General features: G+C 38.9%; 16 protein-coding genes. 8 read left to right on the top strand and 8 right to left on the bottom strand.

The annotated features are described in order from the left end of the window. Positions 1-135: 135 nt before the first annotated feature. The 4 genes from ffh to glyA all read right to left on the bottom strand — a co-directional run bounded on the left by ffh (position 136) and on the right by glyA (position 5,088). Complete coding sequence (gene ffh / locus VXM68_RS09305) at positions 136-1,476, bottom strand: signal recognition particle protein (RefSeq protein ID WP_367211083.1); 1,341 nt, start codon at positions 1,474-1,476, stop codon at positions 136-138. A 134-nt stretch (positions 1,477-1,610) separates the two neighbouring features. Continuing rightward, positions 1,611-2,306, bottom strand: coding sequence for a zinc metallopeptidase (locus VXM68_RS09300; protein WP_209578567.1), 696 nt, complete (start codon positions 2,304-2,306; stop codon positions 1,611-1,613). A gap of 391 nt (positions 2,307-2,697) precedes the next feature. Further along, positions 2,698-3,294, bottom strand: a complete 597-nt coding sequence (locus VXM68_RS09295; protein ID WP_293956458.1) for a sigma-70 family RNA polymerase sigma factor — start codon at positions 3,292-3,294, stop codon at positions 2,698-2,700. 522 nt (positions 3,295-3,816) lie between these two features. Beyond that, the gene (gene glyA / locus VXM68_RS09290) at positions 3,817-5,088 is read right to left on the bottom strand and encodes a serine hydroxymethyltransferase (protein WP_294184093.1); all 1,272 of its coding nucleotides are present in this window, start codon (positions 5,086-5,088) and stop codon (positions 3,817-3,819) included. A 285-nt stretch (positions 5,089-5,373) separates the two neighbouring features. Here glyA and VXM68_RS09285 point away from each other — a divergent pair, with 285 nt between their 5' ends. The 7 genes from VXM68_RS09285 (at position 5,374) to VXM68_RS09255 (ending at position 13,120) form a co-directional block, all read left to right on the top strand. Next, positions 5,374-5,724, top strand: a complete 351-nt coding sequence (locus VXM68_RS09285; protein ID WP_293956456.1) for an iron-sulfur cluster assembly accessory protein — start codon at positions 5,374-5,376, stop codon at positions 5,722-5,724. A gap of 212 nt (positions 5,725-5,936) precedes the next feature. Beyond that, complete coding sequence (gene ileS, locus VXM68_RS09280; RefSeq protein WP_294184092.1) at positions 5,937-9,350, top strand: isoleucine--tRNA ligase; 3,414 nt, start codon at positions 5,937-5,939, stop codon at positions 9,348-9,350. Positions 9,351-9,353: 3 nt separating this feature from the next. Continuing rightward, the gene (locus VXM68_RS09275) at positions 9,354-9,740 is read left to right on the top strand and encodes a TraR/DksA C4-type zinc finger protein (protein ID WP_046674049.1); all 387 of its coding nucleotides are present in this window, start codon (positions 9,354-9,356) and stop codon (positions 9,738-9,740) included. 55 nt (positions 9,741-9,795) lie between these two features. Further along, complete coding sequence (locus tag VXM68_RS09270) at positions 9,796-10,446, top strand: lipoprotein signal peptidase (RefSeq protein ID WP_293956454.1); 651 nt, start codon at positions 9,796-9,798, stop codon at positions 10,444-10,446. Between the two features lie 87 nt (positions 10,447-10,533). After that, positions 10,534-11,478, top strand: coding sequence for a M20/M25/M40 family metallo-hydrolase (locus tag VXM68_RS09265; protein WP_367211082.1), 945 nt, complete (start codon positions 10,534-10,536; stop codon positions 11,476-11,478). A 185-nt stretch (positions 11,479-11,663) separates the two neighbouring features. Beyond that, entirely contained in the window at positions 11,664-12,578 is a 915-nt protein-coding gene (locus VXM68_RS09260; RefSeq protein ID WP_367211081.1) for an NAD(P)-dependent oxidoreductase, read from the top strand. A 14-nt stretch (positions 12,579-12,592) separates the two neighbouring features. Beyond that, positions 12,593-13,120, top strand: coding sequence for an acyl-CoA thioesterase (locus tag VXM68_RS09255; RefSeq protein WP_293956522.1), 528 nt, complete (start codon positions 12,593-12,595; stop codon positions 13,118-13,120). Positions 13,121-13,236: 116 nt separating this feature from the next. Here VXM68_RS09255 and VXM68_RS09250 read toward each other — a convergent pair whose 3' ends face one another. The 4 genes from VXM68_RS09250 to VXM68_RS09235 form a co-directional block, all read right to left on the bottom strand. Further along, a complete protein-coding gene (locus VXM68_RS09250; protein ID WP_294184084.1) occupies positions 13,237-13,644 on the bottom strand; it encodes an EVE domain-containing protein in 408 nt (135 codons plus the stop codon). A gap of 27 nt (positions 13,645-13,671) precedes the next feature. After that, the gene (gldC, locus tag VXM68_RS09245) at positions 13,672-14,022 is read right to left on the bottom strand and encodes a gliding motility protein GldC (RefSeq protein WP_088160288.1); all 351 of its coding nucleotides are present in this window, start codon (positions 14,020-14,022) and stop codon (positions 13,672-13,674) included. A gap of 104 nt (positions 14,023-14,126) precedes the next feature. Beyond that, the gene (locus tag VXM68_RS09240; RefSeq protein WP_293956450.1) at positions 14,127-14,372 is read right to left on the bottom strand and encodes a hypothetical protein; all 246 of its coding nucleotides are present in this window, start codon (positions 14,370-14,372) and stop codon (positions 14,127-14,129) included. 6 nt (positions 14,373-14,378) lie between these two features. Further along, positions 14,379-15,749, bottom strand: coding sequence for a DEAD/DEAH box helicase (locus VXM68_RS09235; protein WP_293956449.1), 1,371 nt, complete (start codon positions 15,747-15,749; stop codon positions 14,379-14,381). Positions 15,750-15,925: 176 nt separating this feature from the next. On the opposite strand from VXM68_RS09235, the gene VXM68_RS09230 reads away from it, so the two are divergent. Then, positions 15,926-18,064: a S46 family peptidase gene (locus VXM68_RS09230; RefSeq protein ID WP_293956448.1), complete on the top strand. Its 2,139-nt coding sequence runs from the start codon at positions 15,926-15,928 to the stop codon at positions 18,062-18,064. The last annotated feature ends 18 nt before the right edge of the window (positions 18,065-18,082 follow it).

Here is an 18,082-nt window from a genome sequence, read left to right as displayed (position 1 = left end):
CTCCCCTCCATATGAGTCTTTTTCAAATAACCAACAAACAACACACAAATCTATCTCATAGACTTTTTAAACAAAAAAACTGTCCCAAATAAATTTGAGACAGCCTCCTCTTATGATGTAACTATTCTCTAAAAATTACATTTTTCCCGGCATTTTGGGCATATTACGCATCAATTTAGCAGCCATTGCTGGATTAGACATCTGTTTCATGACTTTACGCATATCACCAAATTGTTTCAATAATTTATTCACTTCATTAATATCAGTACCTGATCCTTTTGCAATACGCAAACGACGTTTTTGATCAATGACATCTGGATTTTCACGTTCGAAAGGAGTCATAGAGTCGATAATTGCTTCAATAGGTTTGAATGCATTATCGTCGACTTCAATATCCTTCATTGCTTTACCGACACCAGGGATCATTCCCATAAGGTCTTTCATATTACCCATTTTCTTAATCTGTTGAATTTGGGATTTAAAATCGTTGAAATCGAATTTATTCTTACGGATTTTCTTTTGAAGCTCTGCAGCCTGTTTCTCGTCAAATTGCTGCTGCGCCCGCTCTACTAAGGACACCACATCACCCATTCCCAAAATACGCGAAGCCATACGATCAGGGTGGAATACATCCAATGCATCCATCTTTTCACCCGTACCAATAAACTTAATAGGCTTATTCACGACAGATTTGATAGATAATGCCGCACCACCACGTGTATCTCCATCTAACTTAGTCAGGACTACTCCTGTAAAGTCTAAACGGTCATTAAATGTTTTTGCGGTATTAACTGCATCCTGCCCAGTCATTGAATCCACAACAAATAGAATCTCATCAGGCTTTGTAGCTTCTTTAACTGCAGTAATTTCTACCATTAAAGGCTCATCTATTGCCAAACGACCAGCAGTATCAATAATTACAACATTGTTCCCATTACGTTTAGCTTCCTCAACACCAGCCTTTGATATAGCAATAGGATCGTTAGATTCCCGATTCACATAAACGGGTACCCCTACTTGCTCTGCAAGTACTTCCAATTGATCGATCGCAGCGGGACGGTAAACATCACCGGCAACCAATAATGGCTTCTTATTTTTTTTATCTTTAAGATACAACGCCAACTTACCTGAAAACGTTGTTTTACCAGCACCATTTAACCCCGCAATTAAAATAATTGTTGGATTTTTCCCAGTTTCAAGCTCCGTAACAGACCCGCCCATCAAAGCAGTCAACTCATCGTTCATGATCTTTGTCAACAATTGGCCTGGCGATATACTTGTCAGTACATTTTCACCTAAAGCTTTTTGTTTAACATCGTCGGTAAAAGTTTTGGCAGTTTTATAATTCACATCGGCATCCAACAACGCTTTGCGAATTTCTTTCATCGTTTCTGCAACGTTGATCTCGGTAATACTACCTTGTCCTTTTAATACTTTAAAGGCCCTATCTAACTTATCTTGAAGATTTGAAAACATAAAATCTGAATCTTATTCTATATAAACAGCAAAGTTAAAAAAATTGTCTATAGTAACCTCATTAACACCCCATAAAAAATGCGACTATAAAAAATAATCGCATTTTTGGCAAGATAAAGTGGCCATACCTATATTTAATCACTTCTACGACCACCAAATAATATAGAGGCGTAATATAAAAGAGTCACCAGTGCGCTTAACGCCGCTACGACATAGGTCATCGCCGCCCATTTCAAGGCATCTTTTGCTCCCTCATGCTCTTCGCCATTATACGTTACACCCGCATGGTTTAACCATTCCAATGCACGGTTTGATGCATCGAACTCTACAGGTAAGGTAATAAAAGAAAAAATTGTCGTAATAGCCAATGCGCCTACACCCACAGCTAAAAGCCAGGGGTTACCACCTTTGGAAAAGGCAAACAACATAACGCCGAGCATCAACACCCAAGATGTCAGTTTGGAAGCGGCATTTACCATGGGCACCATAGCCGAACGAAATCCCAACCATTTATAGGCTTTCGCATGCTGTACAGCATGACCGCATTCGTGCGCCGCCACTGCTGCAGCCGCAACACTACGACCACTGTAAACCTCGGGACTTAAATTCACGGTCTTATCTGACGGATTATAGTGATCTCCCAAACGATCTGGGATAGATAATACCTTTACATCATATATACCGTTATCATTTAACATTTTTTGCGCAATCTCAGCTCCGGACATTCCATTATTCAATGGCATCTCAGCATATTTCTTAAATTTGTTTTTGAATCTTGTTTGGACAATTAGGCTCACCACCATTATCCCAATGAATAAAATCAAGTACATAGCTATTTAATCGTTTTTATAGTTATTATATGACTATCAAACCTTATTCCAGTTCTTGAAAAAAGGCGTTTCCATAAACTCCTAAGATAATAAAACTCTTTGATCTGACAAAAAGAACAGTTTCTTCTGATCTCCACATGACATATTTACCTCATGTCTTTAAATAAATACCATCATATCAGGTTTGAAATAACCTCCGCGCGTTCCAACAATACACGAGAAGCCGCTCTTAAAGTAGTTCTTTCGGAAATAAACCAAATCAATTGGAGGAAAAAATAATCAACGAATGCTTTTTAAAAAATTACTTTTGTAGGTTGGAATTATAGTTGTATAATTGGGCAGTAGATAGAGAAGATGGATCATAAATAAGGGCGTTAATCGCCCTTATTTATTACAAATACCCCATCTGTAATGTAAGATCAGTACCTTCGATCATCTTACGTAAATTACTTAGTGCGTAACGCATTCTTCCTAAAGCTGTATTGATACTTACTTCGGTGATTTCTGCGATATCTTTAAAACTCATATCGCAAAAGTGCCGCATAATGAGCACTTCTTTTTGATCATCGGGAAGCTTTTGAATCATTTTCTTCAGGTCTACATCGACCTGTCTTTTTAGCATCTTTGACTCAGCACTTTCATCGCTAAATTCGAGGACCTCAAAGATATCAAAACCATCAGCGTTTACAATATTTGGTGCCCGTTTTGCCTTTCTAAAAAAGTCGACAATCATATTGTGTGCTATACGAATAGCCCAAGGCAAAAATTTACCTTCTTCGTTATATTTTCCTGATTTTAATGTGTTGATGATTTTAATGAAAGTCTCCTGGAAAATATCTTCAGCAAGATATTCATCCTTTACTTTCATATATATAGAGGTATAAATTTTCGATTTATATCGATTCAACAATGCCTCTAGGCCAGACTCTTGGCCACCGACATACATTTGGATCAACTCTTGATCGCTTTTACTTTTTAAAAGTCTCATACGTCACTTACTTTTTTAGCAGTTCGCAAATAAATTATCAGTTCTGTGTTAAAATGTAAATGTTTGTCGTATAACGTATCCTTTCTTATTGTAAAACAATCAATTAATCACAAATCAAATTACAGCAAAATAAATGAGTAATCAAATTATTACATTTTATTTTAAGACTTTTTAACATTTAAAAATAAGTTTCCTTTCCACATTTCCAAAAGGACGCTCCTAAAGCAATTCCTCCTTTACAAGAGGAACTAGATATAACAGTATTACACGAGAAGCACAACAGGGTAAACAGGGCATTGTATAGTCCGGAATTAATAGGAAGCTAATAGGGAACTCATTCGAATGAATCCTTATAAGATCTGTTTAGAGTACGATTCCGATAAGTATAAAATTCCTATGATAAGTTAAGTCGAAAGGTACTTATACTGCAAACAGGACATTGAAAATAGCTTTAGGAAAAGGAATAAAAAAAGCGGAAGCACCGCATGGTACTTCCGCTTTTTTCATTCGTAGAGGAATGTCTTATTTATACAATGGGAACTCAGCCATCATTGCTTTTACTTTACCATGGATCAAATCCAGTTGAGTATCGTTAGACGCATTTTTCAATGCCTCATCGATCAATTCACCGATTTGTATAATTTCATTTTCTTTAATACCACGTGTTGTAATGGCAGCTGTACCAAAACGTACGCCTGAAGTCACAAAAGGAGAACGTGTATCGAAAGGAACCATATTTTTATTTGTTGTGATACCTGCTTTGCCCAATACAGCTTCAGCTTCTTTACCAGAAATATCTTTGTTGCGAAGATCCACCAACATCAAGTGGTTGTCTGTACCGCCAGAGATGATCTTATAATCTCTTTCTACAAAGAATTGTGCCAATGCCGCCGCATTTTTCTTCACTTGAACGATATATTCCATATAATCATCAGATAAAGCCTCACCGTATGCGATCGCTTTCGCAGCAATGGTATGCTCCAAAGGACCACCTTGTGTACCTGGGAATACAGCCAGATCCAACAATTGCGTAATTGTACGAATTTCACCTTTAGGTGTTTTGATACCCCAAGGATTCTCAAAATCTTTACCGACCATAATCATACCACCCCGTGGACCACGAAGCGTTTTGTGTGTCGTTGTCGTAACGATATGACAATGTGGAAGTGGATCATTCAATAAACCACGCGCGATCAAACCCGCAGGGTGAGAAATATCAGCCATCACGATAGCACCAATTTCGTCTGCAACTTTACGTATACGTGCATAATCCCAATCACGAGAATACGCAGAAGCACCACAGATGATCATTTTAGGTTTTTCGCGAAGTGCTGTTTCTTCCAATTGCTCATAATCAATTAGACCAGTATCTTCTTTTACACCATAAAATAACGGTTGATAGATCTTTCCAGATAGGTTCGCTGGTGAACCGTGTGTCAAGTGACCACCATGAGATAAATCAAGGCCTAAGATTTTGTCGCCAGGTTTGATGGTCGCCAAAAAAACAGCGGCATTTGCCTGTGCACCAGAGTGAGGTTGAACATTTACCCATTCTGCGCCAAATAATTGTTTTGCACGATCAATTGCGATGGTTTCAATCTCATCCACAACTTCACAACCTCCATAGTAACGTTTTCCTGGGAGGCCCTCTGCATATTTATTTGTCAACACTGAACCAGCAGCTTCCATGACCTGTTTTGAAACAAAGTTTTCTGAAGCAATTAATTCAATACCCTCCTCTTGGCGTTTAAGCTCATCAGCTATTAAATTAAAAATGGCTTGATCTCTTTCCATTGTTTTTAAATGTTGTAAAGTAAATTTTGTAGTTTATTTTAATGCCTCAAAGATAGCATATTCCATAAAGAATATCGACAAAAAGCCATATTTTATTAAATGTTCTTAGAAAAAAGGCCTTATTTATGCAAATTACCTAATTATCTAAGAATCCGTCTACTCCAATAATTGACCGAATAAGCAGACGAGAAACTGAATGTTTAGAAAATGTCAAAAAATCCCAGTCGAGTGTTTTGCCATCAAAAAAATGTATTTTTGTATTGGATCGGCTAAAAAATTATTATAATGAGTACAGAACATACAGCAGTTGCTCCTGTTTCGTTGACAGAAGGGGCGATCAAGGAACTGAATAAATTAAAGGATCAACAAGAAATCTCTGATGATTTTGGTTTACGCATAGGTGTCGAAGGTGGTGGTTGTTCGGGAATGAGTTATATCTTGGGCTTTGATCAAAAAAAGGATGGTGATAACGAATACGAAATCCAAGGAATTCGCATCTTTATGAACAAAGCTCATGGCTTATATCTTGCAGGAATGGAAATCGACTTTAAATCAGGGCTCGATGCACGGGGCTTCACATTCAATAATCCGAATGCAACTAGCACGTGCGGATGTGGAAGCAGCTTCTCAGCTTAACAACATTTATTTACGAATAAACTAACAAAGGGACTGCCATGGGTAGTCCCTTTGTTGTAGCAGCTATCACCATCCTGTTCGCCATTTGCCGGAAGTTAGATGCTATACAGCTCCCTTCAACTTAATGATATTACCACTACATAGCCCTCTTTCATTTTCCATCATAAATCACTAAATTAGCGACCTTTAGAAAAGAAGCATACAACAGTCTGATGTACAAAGAATATAAGCAGTTAAATTTACCCGAGATAGGTAAAGAGATTTTGACCCGTTGGGAACAGGAAAAAATATTCGAAAAAAGTATCAATAATCGTCCTGAGAGCAAGACCTATACATTTTTTGAAGGTCCGCCTTCTGCAAATGGAATGCCTGGAATTCACCACGTGATGGCACGTACGATTAAGGATATTTTCTGCCGTTACAAGACTTTGAAAGGTTACCAAGTGAAACGAAAAGGCGGCTGGGATACCCATGGTCTGCCCATTGAACTTGCCGTCGAAAAAGCTCTTGGAATCACAAAAGAGGATATCGGCAAAAAGATAACCGTAGAACAATATAATGACGCTTGTCGTAAAGAGGTAATGAAATATACCGATGTATGGAATGACCTAACCACCAAAATGGGCTATTGGGTTGACCTTGAACATCCTTATATTACTTACAAGAATGAATACATCGAAACCTTATGGTATTTATTGAAAGAACTTTACAAAAAAGGTCTTTTGTACAAGGGTTATACGATACAACCTTACTCTCCGGCAGCAGGTACGGGATTGAGTTCGCATGAACTTAACCAGCCCGGCACCTATAAAGATGTTAAAGATACCACCATCGTTGCCGAGTTTAGACTGATCAAAAGTCAGCTTCATCCAGCGATAGAAAAATTAGTTGACGACGATGCGGAGGATGTAGCATTCATTGCCTGGACGACCACGCCATGGACTTTACCGTCCAACACAGCCTTGGTTGTAGGCAAGAAAATAAATTATGTTAAAATCCGAACTTTCAATAAATATACTGGTGCTCCTGTATCTGTCGTGTTAGCGAAAGATTTGATCAGCAAACATTTTAAAGCGGAAGGAGAAAATGCATCCTTCCAAGACTATAAATTGGGCGACAAAGTAATTCCTTGGGAGCTTGCAGCAGAATTTGTAGGCGAAGAACTTGTTGGCTTGCGCTATGAGCAATTGTTGCCCTATATCACCAACGAGGACTTACAAGAAAATGCTTTCCGCGTTATTCCAGGTGATTTTGTTACCACCGAAGATGGTACTGGTATTGTCCACGCTGCTCCTACTTATGGTGCGGATGACTTTCGTGTAGCAAAAGAACATGGTGTACCGGGCATCTTGATAAAAGATGAAAATGGAAAAGAGGTACCTACTGTTGACCGTACTGGACGTTTTGTAAGTGAAATCACCGATTTTGCCGGAAGATTTGTCAAAGAGGAATATTACAGCGCTGAGGAACGTTCAAAAGAAGACTTCAAACCCACAGACGTGTTGATCTCTATCAAACTAAAAGAGGACAACAAAGCTTTCGATGTCAAAAAATATGAGCATACCTATCCACATTGTTGGCGTACAGACAAACCTGTTCTATACTATCCATTAGATAGCTGGTTTATCCGCACAACAGCAGTAAAGGAAGATTTGGTTGCATTAAATAAAACCATCAACTGGAAACCTGAAGCAACCGGTACCGGCCGCTTTGGAAACTGGTTAGAAAACCTGGTAGACTGGAACCTTTCTCGTTCGCGTTACTGGGGAACTCCACTTCCTATCTGGCGTTCAGAAGACGAAAATGAAGAAATTTGTATCGGCTCCTTACCTGAATTAAAGTCCTTATTGGAAGCTTCTCTGAACTCAGACGTCTTGTCTGACGATGAAAAAGTGAAGAATAAAGCTTACCTGGATAAATTCGACACCGAACAACTGGATCTTCACCGCCCATATGTGGACGATATTGTCCTTGTTTCTGATGCCGGACAAAAGTTATTCCGCGAACCTGATCTGATCGATGTTTGGTTTGATTCAGGTGCAATGCCTTATGCACAATGGGGATTGGATCACGAAAAACTAGCCAAAGGGGAAGAGTTTCCTTTTAAAGCTGGATTCGATCATGCATACCCGGCAGACTTTATTGCTGAAGGGGTTGATCAAACACGAGGCTGGTTCTTTACCTTACATGCGATTTCTACGATGATGTACAAATCGGTTTCCTTCAAAAACGTGGTTTCCAATGGTTTGGTATTGGATAAAAATGGAAATAAGATGTCCAAACGCCTGGGCAATGGTGTTGATCCATTCTCAACGATCGATCAATACAGCGCCGATGCAACACGCTGGTACATGATCAGTAACGCGGCACCATGGGACAACCTTAAATTCAATATGGAAGGGTTGGATGAAGTTCGTCGTAAATTCTTCGGTACTTTATATAATACCTATGCCTTTTTTGCACTGTATGCCAATATCGATAAGTTCTCCTATTCAGAACCCGATATTGCTTTGGAAAAACGTCCTGAAATTGACCGTTGGATTATCTCCTTGTTAAATTCGTTGACCAAGGAAGTAGACGAATACTTAGCGGATTACGAGCCTACAAAGGCTGCGCGCGCTATTCAAAACTTTGTCGATGAACATCTCAGCAATTGGTATGTCCGTCTTTGCCGTCGTCGTTTCTGGAAAGGAGATTATACAGAAGATAAAATTTCGGCCTATCAAACACTTTATACCTGTCTTGATACGATTGCGAAACTGATGTCGCCAATATCACCTTTCTTCTCGGACAGGTTATTCCTGGATTTAAATTCAGCAACAAATAAGGATCAAGTTGAATCTGTTCACTTGGCGAATTTCCCGGTCTACAATGAAAGTCTAGTCGATAAAGATCTGGAAGAACGTATGGCTTTAGCGCAGGATATCTCATCGTTGACACTTTCTTTACGGAAGAAAACTTCCATCAATGTACGTCAACCTTTAAACAAAATTTTGGTTCCGGTACTTGATAGTGTTTTCCAAGTAAAGGTAGAGAAAGTAAAAGATCTGATACTTTCTGAGACCAATATTAAAGATATCGAGTTCATTACAGATACCACTGGTATTATTAAGAAAAAAATAAAACCAAATTTTAAAGCTCTTGGCTCGAAAGTTGGTAAGGATATGAAGTTAGTTTCTTCGTCTATCCAATCGTTGACTATAGATCAAATTAGCACGTTGGAATCAACAGGCGAATTAGCCCTAACAGGTACGCCATATACGATTCTACTGAGCGATGTTGAAATTATAGCTGAAGACGTTGAGGGGTGGCAGGTAGCAAATTTAGGTAAATTGACCGTAGCATTAGATATACATATTACCGAAGAATTGAAGAAAGAAGGTCTATCAAGAGAATTGATTAACCGTCTACAAAATCTAAGGAAAGAAAAGGGATTGGAAGTCACCGACAGAATTAACGTAAAGTTAACAGCTGCTTCGGAAGTGATCAATGCTGCCAACGAAAATTTATCGTATATTTGCACCGAAATTCTGGCCGATTCATTGGTATTTGAAGATTCACTAACTGAAGGAGAGACCATCGAGATCGATGGCAAAGAACTTAAGGCATTAATCCAAAAAAATTAAATTATGGCAAACAACAACGAGAAAACACGCTATAGCGATTCAGAATTACAAGAATTCAAAGATATTATCCTAGACAAGCTTAGAATAGCAAAAGAAGAGCTTTCCTCGTTGACCGCAACGCTTAATAACAGTAATGCTAATGGTACCGATGATACTGCTGGAACGTACAAAACATTGGAAGACGGTTCAGCTACTTTAGAAAAAGAGCAAACTAATCAATTGGCTGCTCGTCAAAAGAAATTTATCGACAACCTTGAAGCAGCGTTGGTGCGCATCGAGAACAAAACGTATGGTATTTGTAGAGAGACCGGAAAACTGATTCAAAAAGAACGTTTGAAAGCTGTTCCACATACGACGCTAAGCATCGAAGCGAAAAACAAACAATATTAATTTTAGGCATTAAATATATGGTCTTTGCTTAGGCAAGGACCATTTTTATAACACAATGAAGGGTTATACAAAACCGATCGCACTTATTGTCGCGATTCTTTTATTAGATCAATTGTCGAAGATCTGGGTTAAGCTAACCATGACAATTGGACAAAGCCACCATGTATTGGGGAAATTTTTCCAGATTCATTTTATTGAAAATAATGGAATGGCTTACGGCATGGAATTTGGCGGCGATTATGGCAAATTGTTTTTGACAGTATTTCGCATTCTTGCCGTAGCGGGCATTGGATACGGCCTACATTACATGATCAAGAATAAATATAATCGAGGCTTTATCTTAAATGTAGCCTTAATTCTTGCTGGTGCGCTTGGAAATATCATCGATTCTGCTTTTTACGGTGTCATCTTTAGTGAAAGTACCTGGTATGATAAAGCGAGTCTGTTTCCGGCAGGAGGAGGATACTCATCCTTTCTTCATGGAAAAGTAGTCGATATGCTTTATTTCCCATTAATTCAAGGCAACTTCCCTTCTTGGGTGCCCTTTTGGGGCGGTGAAGAGTTCCTCTTCTTCCGACCCGTATTCAACATTGCTGACTCGGCAATATCTGTTGGGGTGGTTTTGATCCTGTTATTTCAAAAACGGTATTTTAAAACAGAAAAAGAAGAGAAATCCAGCATCCACAGTGAAATCGTTGAAGATTAACGAAATATCCCTAAAAGCCTTGTTAATCTCAAGGCTTTTATTTTTATATAGATAATACCTGAAACTAATTAAACATCGCTATTAAAAATGAAAAACATCAGCTTACTTCTGATACTCTGCTGCCTAATGGGAATCAAAACGGCGCAAGCACAACAGATTGAAGTTTCAAACTTAAAAAAACATATCTACTTCCTCGCCGATGATAAAATGCAGGGACGGGGAACAGGCAGTAAGGAAGTATTCAAAGCTGCAGATTATATTGAAAAGGAATTCAAAAAATACAAGCTTGAGCCTAAAGGTGAAAGAGGGTACCGTCAATCCTTCAAAGCCAAAGTCTGGAAAGTAAAAGTTGCAGACAGCATTCGCAATGCAGATAATATCATTGGATATATTGACAACGGCGCAGACTTAACAGTTGTTATAGGCGCACATTATGATCACTTGGGAACAGGTCGTCAAGGAAGCTCAAAAGATTCCTTAGGAGTAGGTAAAATACACAATGGAGCCGACGATAATGCCTCTGGTACGGCCGGCCTATTGGAACTTGCACGTTACTTCAGTAGCAACAATGAAAAAGAACCTTACAACTTGCTGTTTATTGCTTTCGGAGCGGAAGAATTAGGATTAGTTGGTTCCAAATATTTTACAGAACACCCTACCCTACCCCTAGACAAAATCACAGCGATGCTCAATATGGATATGATTGGTCGCTATAATCCTAGCAATGGCCTTGCTGTAATTGGTTATGGAACAAGTAGCCAATGGCCAGTGATATTTAAAGATATCCAGGCACCTATAAAATTTAACCTAAGCCGGGATGGGAATGGCGGCTCTGACCAAACTTCATTTTACAAAAAGAATATACCCGTATTGTTTTTCCATACGGGCGGACACCCAGACTACCATATGCCGACCGATGATGCAGATAAAATTGATTATAACGCATTAAAGTGTATTTTGGATCTAGAAAAAACTGTAATTGAAAATATCATGAAACAATCCCGTAAAATGGATTTTATATGGACCAATTAAAACAAATAAAAAAGCGGATTCACGTCTAGCGAAATGTGACAATTTAACTTTTTGCCTGAACGAATGCTACATTACAAATAGATAGGCCGCTTCGTAGAAATACACGAATAAACTAAACAGCGTACTTAAGCCCCTCCAAACGAGTCTTGATAAACAGCTGCTTGGATATCATTTAATTATTGTTGATGAAAAAAATTCTAGTGACAGGATCCAATGGATTCCTTGGCCAAAAGGTGGTTGATTTACTGGCTAAAAATGGCCAATATGATGTTGTTGCCATTTCAAAAGGACCAAACCGCAATCCGAATCAAGCGAATTATGCTTTTTTTCAGGTAGACTTATTGGACCGTAATCAATTAACAGATTTTTTGTCTGCACAAACTTTCGATGCAATCGTCCATACTGCAGCTATGACGAGTGTAGAAGCTTGTGAAGCAGATCGAACCGCATGTCAATCGCTTAACGTCGATCTCGTAGCCTTTCTGGCTTCCTATTGTACTACACATAAGACCCAATTGGTCCACTTATCTACGGACTTTGTATTTGATGGCAAAAAAAATGCTCCTTATGATGAATCAGATCTTCCCAATCCACAAAGTGAATATGGGAAAAGTAAATACGCTTCCGAACAAATGCTTGTACAATCGGGCTGTCATTATGCTATCCTTCGCACCATATTAGTCTATGGGATCAATGCTGACCCCAATCGTTCGAATCTCGTATTATGGGCCAAAAGTAAGTTGTCGCAAAATGAACCCATAAAAGTAGTCAATGACCAATGGAGAATGCCTACCTTTGTGGATGATTTAGCTAATGCTTGCCAACTCGCGATTGACCGAAAAGCGCAGGGAATATTTCATATTTCAGGAGCAGAATTAATGTCGATCAGTGAGGCTGTCTACAAAATTGCGGACTATTGGCAGCTAGACAAAGGATTGATTTCGGAGATCAGTGCTGCCAGCATTGGACAGGCGGAAAACAGGCCACGGCAGACAGGCTTTGATCTGACTAAATCTAACGCTGAATTGGGTTATGTGCCGACGTCATTTATGGATGCCTTGGCAATCATAGATAATCAATTCAAAACGTTTGGAAGATAATGACAAATAATGATATGATAGAAAAATTTGCGCGAGAGTCATACACTGAGATGAACGAATTGGTATTACCCAACGACACAAATACTTTTGGGAATTTGATGGGTGGCCGTTTATTATACTGGATGGATATCTGTTCGGCTATTGCTGCTCAAAAACACTGCAGCAATGTCGTCGTAACAGTATCAGTGGACAATGTATCTTTTAAGCGCTCCATTAAACTCGGTGAGGTAGTCACGATACAAGCTCAGGTAACGCGTGCATTTAATAGTTCTTTGGAGGTACGCATGGAAATTTTCGCTTCTAATTTACCGGAAGGCACCCGTGTAAAAACCAACGAAGCGTATTATACCTTTGTTGCAGTTGATGCGGATAACAACCCAAAAGCGGTGCCTGTTTTAATTCCGGAAACAGAGTCAGAACACAAAGCATACGAAGATGCATTACAACGAAGAGAATTACGTCTTATTCTCGCGGGGAAATTAAAGCCTGAAAATGCAAAAAAATTACAAGCATTGGTCAGTCTCTTTAGCCAAAAGAACTGATGCCTAACTTTGATTGTTCAGTTCACATACTGTTTGAAAAAGGCAAAAAGGGAAAACGATCGTTTTCCCTTTTTGCATTATATCAACATATAATAGCCTGATTTATTCGAGGTACCTTAATCGTTACCAAGCGCTAAAATCCGATCAAATTCTTCTGGCTTCAAAGGCATGACAGACAAACGTCCTTGTCTGACCAAAGCAATATCCTGCAACTGCTCGTCGGCCTTAATGGTTTCCAACGTAACGGATTTCTTCAGCGTCTCAACAGGTTCCAGGTCCACAACAACCCAACGCTCATCATCTGTTGTGGGATCTTGATAAAATTCCTTGACGACTTTGGCCACGCCCACAACTTCTTTTCCTTCATTGCTATGGTAGAACAGGACCAGATCCCCTTCTTTCATCGCTTTGATATTATTCCTAGCTTGATAATTGCGAACACCGTCCCAGAAGGTGCGTCCATCTTTATTAAATTGCTCCCAGCTATATTTAAATGGTTCAGATTTTACTAAGAAGTATTGCATGGTGAAATTTCTGTTAAGCGTTAAAAACTATTGTTGTGGCATTAAAACTTCCATTTTATCTGCAAAATGCGCACAATAATCGCGCAAGTCGCCAATAACTTTTTCAGCCATCGGATCACCGCCTGAAGAACGGATAAAAGAGTCGCCCAATGTTTGAAGCGTTTCATAGAAAAAACGTTTCATCTCATCGTAGGGCATATCTTTAGTCCAAAGGTCAATACGCATTGAATTTTTATAATGTGAATCCCATAGGGCTAAAAACATCGCTTTTGCAGGTAATTCCTCCGCGTTATTTCCATCTGTAGAAGACCACATGATATTTTCAGGTACGTTGTTTTCATCTAACTCTACCTGTAATTTTATTTCAGCTTTTTTCATTTTAATATTATTGAGCTATTTATTTTGAGCTATGTTTTTTGAAACAGGAACTATATTTACCATCGATTCACAACCTAACCCATCTTTATTTTTAATTTTACCTCTTACCCAAAGGTTACTTTGACAATTAAACTGGTGACACAAACGACGGCCAAAAATGCCAATTGTAATAACCACATTTTTTTATTTGGCTTTACAAAGACCCTAAATACAATATCAATGACGGTCAATATCAACAACAATAAGATAAATGCGCCCCAAGTAAATAAGGCCTTTTCATCATTGTGGTTTTCCATAATAAACCAGGCAACAAGGGATGCACTAGCGATATTTAGTGGTGTAAAGCGCACAATAAATTAACGTTTTTTAAAATTACGATTTGTTCCTCCCGATTTTCCGCCTGCAGACTTACTTTTACTTTTTGCTTTTGGTTTAAATCCGGAAGCTCGTTGTGCCTCCCGCACTTCTTTCTGTTTGATAACGTATTTCTTTTCGTGAAAAGCGCCTTGAAAATCTGGATCATCTTTTCGTTTTTGATTGTCAATCTCGCGCGCGATGTCTTGTTTTTCATGAAAAGGTGTTTTCTCTATAAAGACTTCTTCTGGGATTGGATATACAGGTATACTTTGCTTGATTAACTTTTCTATTTTGCGAACGTAATATTTCTCAGCCTCATTACAAAACGTAATGGCATCACCTTCATTAAAAGCGCGTCCAGTACGTCCAATACGATGCACATAATCTTCTATAACAATAGGTACTTCAAAGTTGATCACATGGCTTACATTAGAAACGTCTAGTCCACGCGCCGCCACATCCGTTGCGACTAAAATACGAATATTACCTTCCTTAAACGCATTGATGGAGTTGATACGTGTATTCTGACCTTTATTGGCATGGATAACACGAACCTCATCTTTACCGTATTTACGTTCCAAAAAGTGGAAGACATTGTCTGCTACCTGCTTGGTTTTACAGAAAACAATCAGTCGACTAAACGCTTCATCATCTTTCAGAAGATGCTGAAGTAAATTCAATTTTGTCTTTTGGTTGGGAACGACATATAGCGCCTGACTTACCGTCTTTGCTGGTGTAGCTTGTTCGGACACCTCAATAATGGTAGGAAACGCCAAGAAATCACCTGCTATTTTCCGCACAAGTTCACTCATGGTAGCCGAAAACAATAAGTTCTGCCGTTTCCGGGGTACGATTTCCAGAACACGATGAATCTTACTAATGAAACCCATATCCATCATCTTATCGGCCTCATCCAAGACCAAAAATTTTAGTGATTTGACACCAATATGCCCTTCCAGGTACAAGTCCAAAAATCGACCTGGTGTTGCAACGATAATATCCACTCCTTTTTCGAGTGCTTCTATTTGAGTTTTTGGCCCTAATCCACCATAAAGTACCACTGATCGTAAATCAAGATAAGTAGAAAATAGTTTAATATTTTCTTCGATCTGCATGGCCAATTCTCTCGTTGGTGTTAAAATCAAAGCACGCGCATCATTTCCTTGCGCATACTTTAGCTTCATCAGCATCGGCAACACAAATGCCGCCGTCTTTCCAGTTCCCGTTTGAGCGATTCCCATCACATCCTGTCCGGCCAATATTGGTGTAATTGCCTTTTCTTGGATTTCGGTCGGCTGTTGATACCCAGCCTCCGCTATCGCATTTAAGATCTGTTTATTGAATTTAAAATTTTCAAATGATTGCTGCATCTTGCAAAGATAAGGAAAAGAGTCCATTTGGCTTTCCTCACCGATCAATACCGCACACATTTACTTTTAATTGACATAAAAATTGGTGAAAAGCACATTATAAAGTCTAATATTTTGGTTTTTAAGAGAATTAAAGCATTTTTGTAGGGTATAAACAAACTTTTTATCAGGTTGATATGAAAAAATTATGGATGTGTTTGTTGTTCATAACAACAAGCTTTACTGCATTTGCCGACGAAGGGATGTGGTTTTTAATGTATTTGAAGCGTCTGAATGAGTCAGATATGCAAAAAAAAGGACTTCGTTTAAGTGCCGAAGAAATCTACAGCATTAACCACTCTAGTCTAAAAGATGCAATTGTACAATTTAACGGCGGCTGTACAGCAGAAATCGTTTCAGACCAAGGCTTAGTATTTACCAACCACCATTGTGGATATGGCGCCATTGCTGAACTATCTACGCCAGAAAATGATCATTTGACAAATGGCTTTTGGGCGAAATCCAAATCTGAGGAGCTAAAGCCAAAATCTTTGTCGGTTCGCTTTTTTGTTCGTATGGATGATGTTTCAAAACGAATCTTAGGTTTGGTGAACAACAAAATGTCTGAAGATGAGCGAAAAAAAATCATTGCTGCTGAAATTGCCAAAATTCAAAAAGAGAATAGCGAAAATGGCAAGTATGTAGTTGAAGTAAAATCGTTCTACCAAGGCAACGAGTACTATTATTTTGTATACCAAGATTACAATGACGTTCGGTTAGTAGGAACTCCTCCAAATAGCATCGGAAAATTTGGTGGTGATACCGATAACTGGGAATGGCCACGTCATACTGGTGACTTCTCAATTTTCCGTGTCTACGCTGATAAGAATGGTAATCCTGCAGAATATGCACAAGACAATGTTCCTTTGAAGCCTAAGCATTTCCTACCTGTCAGCTTAAAAGGTGTTCAAGAAGGAGATTTTGCAATGATTTTAGGTTACCCAGGTCGTACAAACCGTTGGATGCCTTCAGGAGGGATCAACCAAAATGTAAAATTCGCTTATCCAGCTTGGGTAGAAGCGTCTAAAACCGGTATGGATGCCATGAAAAAATTCATGGATCAAGACCAAGCTGTCAAATTGAACTACGCGTCTAAATACTCTCAAGTAGCAAATTACTGGAAAAATCGTCAAGGGATGATTGACGCTTTGACATTACATAAAACAGCGGAAGCAAAAGCAAAAGACGAAGCGAAATTTGACAAATGGGCAAATAAAACTGCAAACAAAGCCGAATATGGAGATGTCATCACGACAATCAATGAGTTCTATGCAGCAACGAACGATAAGGCTAGACACGACAACTATTTGATGGGCATGTTGCGTTCCAGTGCGATTGCTGCTCTTCCATATTCAATCGGATCTGGATTAGAAGTATATGCTGCTGGGGACGAAGCGCAAAGGAATGCAATTCTCCCACGTTTAAAATCTGCAATAGAGGCAGGTTACGAAAAGATTTACATGCCTCTTGAAGAGCAAGTATTAATTGACGAATTGAACCTTTATGCTAAAAAGGCTGGAAATATAGCGCCATATATTGCTGAATTGGCTGCAAAAAATAATGGCGACTTTACGGCTTTTGTTAAAGAATCGGTGAAGAACAGCATCTTCGCTTCGGCTGAACGTCTGAACAATTACTTGGAAACTCCTAATGCTGAAATCTTAGCGAATGATCCATTATATAAACTTTCTTCAGCATTACTCAACCGATACCGTCAAGTAGATCCTAGCTGGAAAATGCAAGACGACAAATTTGAAGGTGCTTATCGTAAATATGTTGCTGGTGTATTGGCTTCGAATCCAAAAGGAAAATTCTATCCGGATGCGAACAGTACTTTACGGTTAACTTACGGCTCGATAAAAGGCTTACCAAGCGATCCGCGTAACGATGCTGATAAGAACTTCTACACGACATTAAAAGGCACCATTGCGAAGTACAAAAAAGGTGACGAAGAGTTTGATTTACCGCAACGTCTGATTGACCTGTATAATAATAAGGACTATGGCCGCTATGCAGACAAAAAGGGATATTTACCAGTAAACTTCCTAAGTGACAACGATATAACAGGAGGAAACTCCGGTTCACCCGTAATAAATGGCAATGGCGAATTAATTGGCCTAGCTTTTGATGGTAATATTGAAGCAATGGCTGGAGATGTTATCTTTGACCATAAGTTGCAACGTACAATTTCAGTTGATATTCGTTATGTATTATTTATTATCGATAAATTTGCAGGAGCAACCAACATTATTGACGAACTAAAGATTGTTGAATAGTTTTTTCAGCTTTTTCGA

The sequence above is a fragment of the Sphingobacterium sp. R2 genome (assembly GCF_040760075.1).
Lineage (GTDB): Bacteria > Bacteroidota > Bacteroidia > Sphingobacteriales > Sphingobacteriaceae > Sphingobacterium.
Note: the sequence above shows the minus strand (reverse complement) of the source record. Positions and strands in the feature narration are given on the sequence as shown.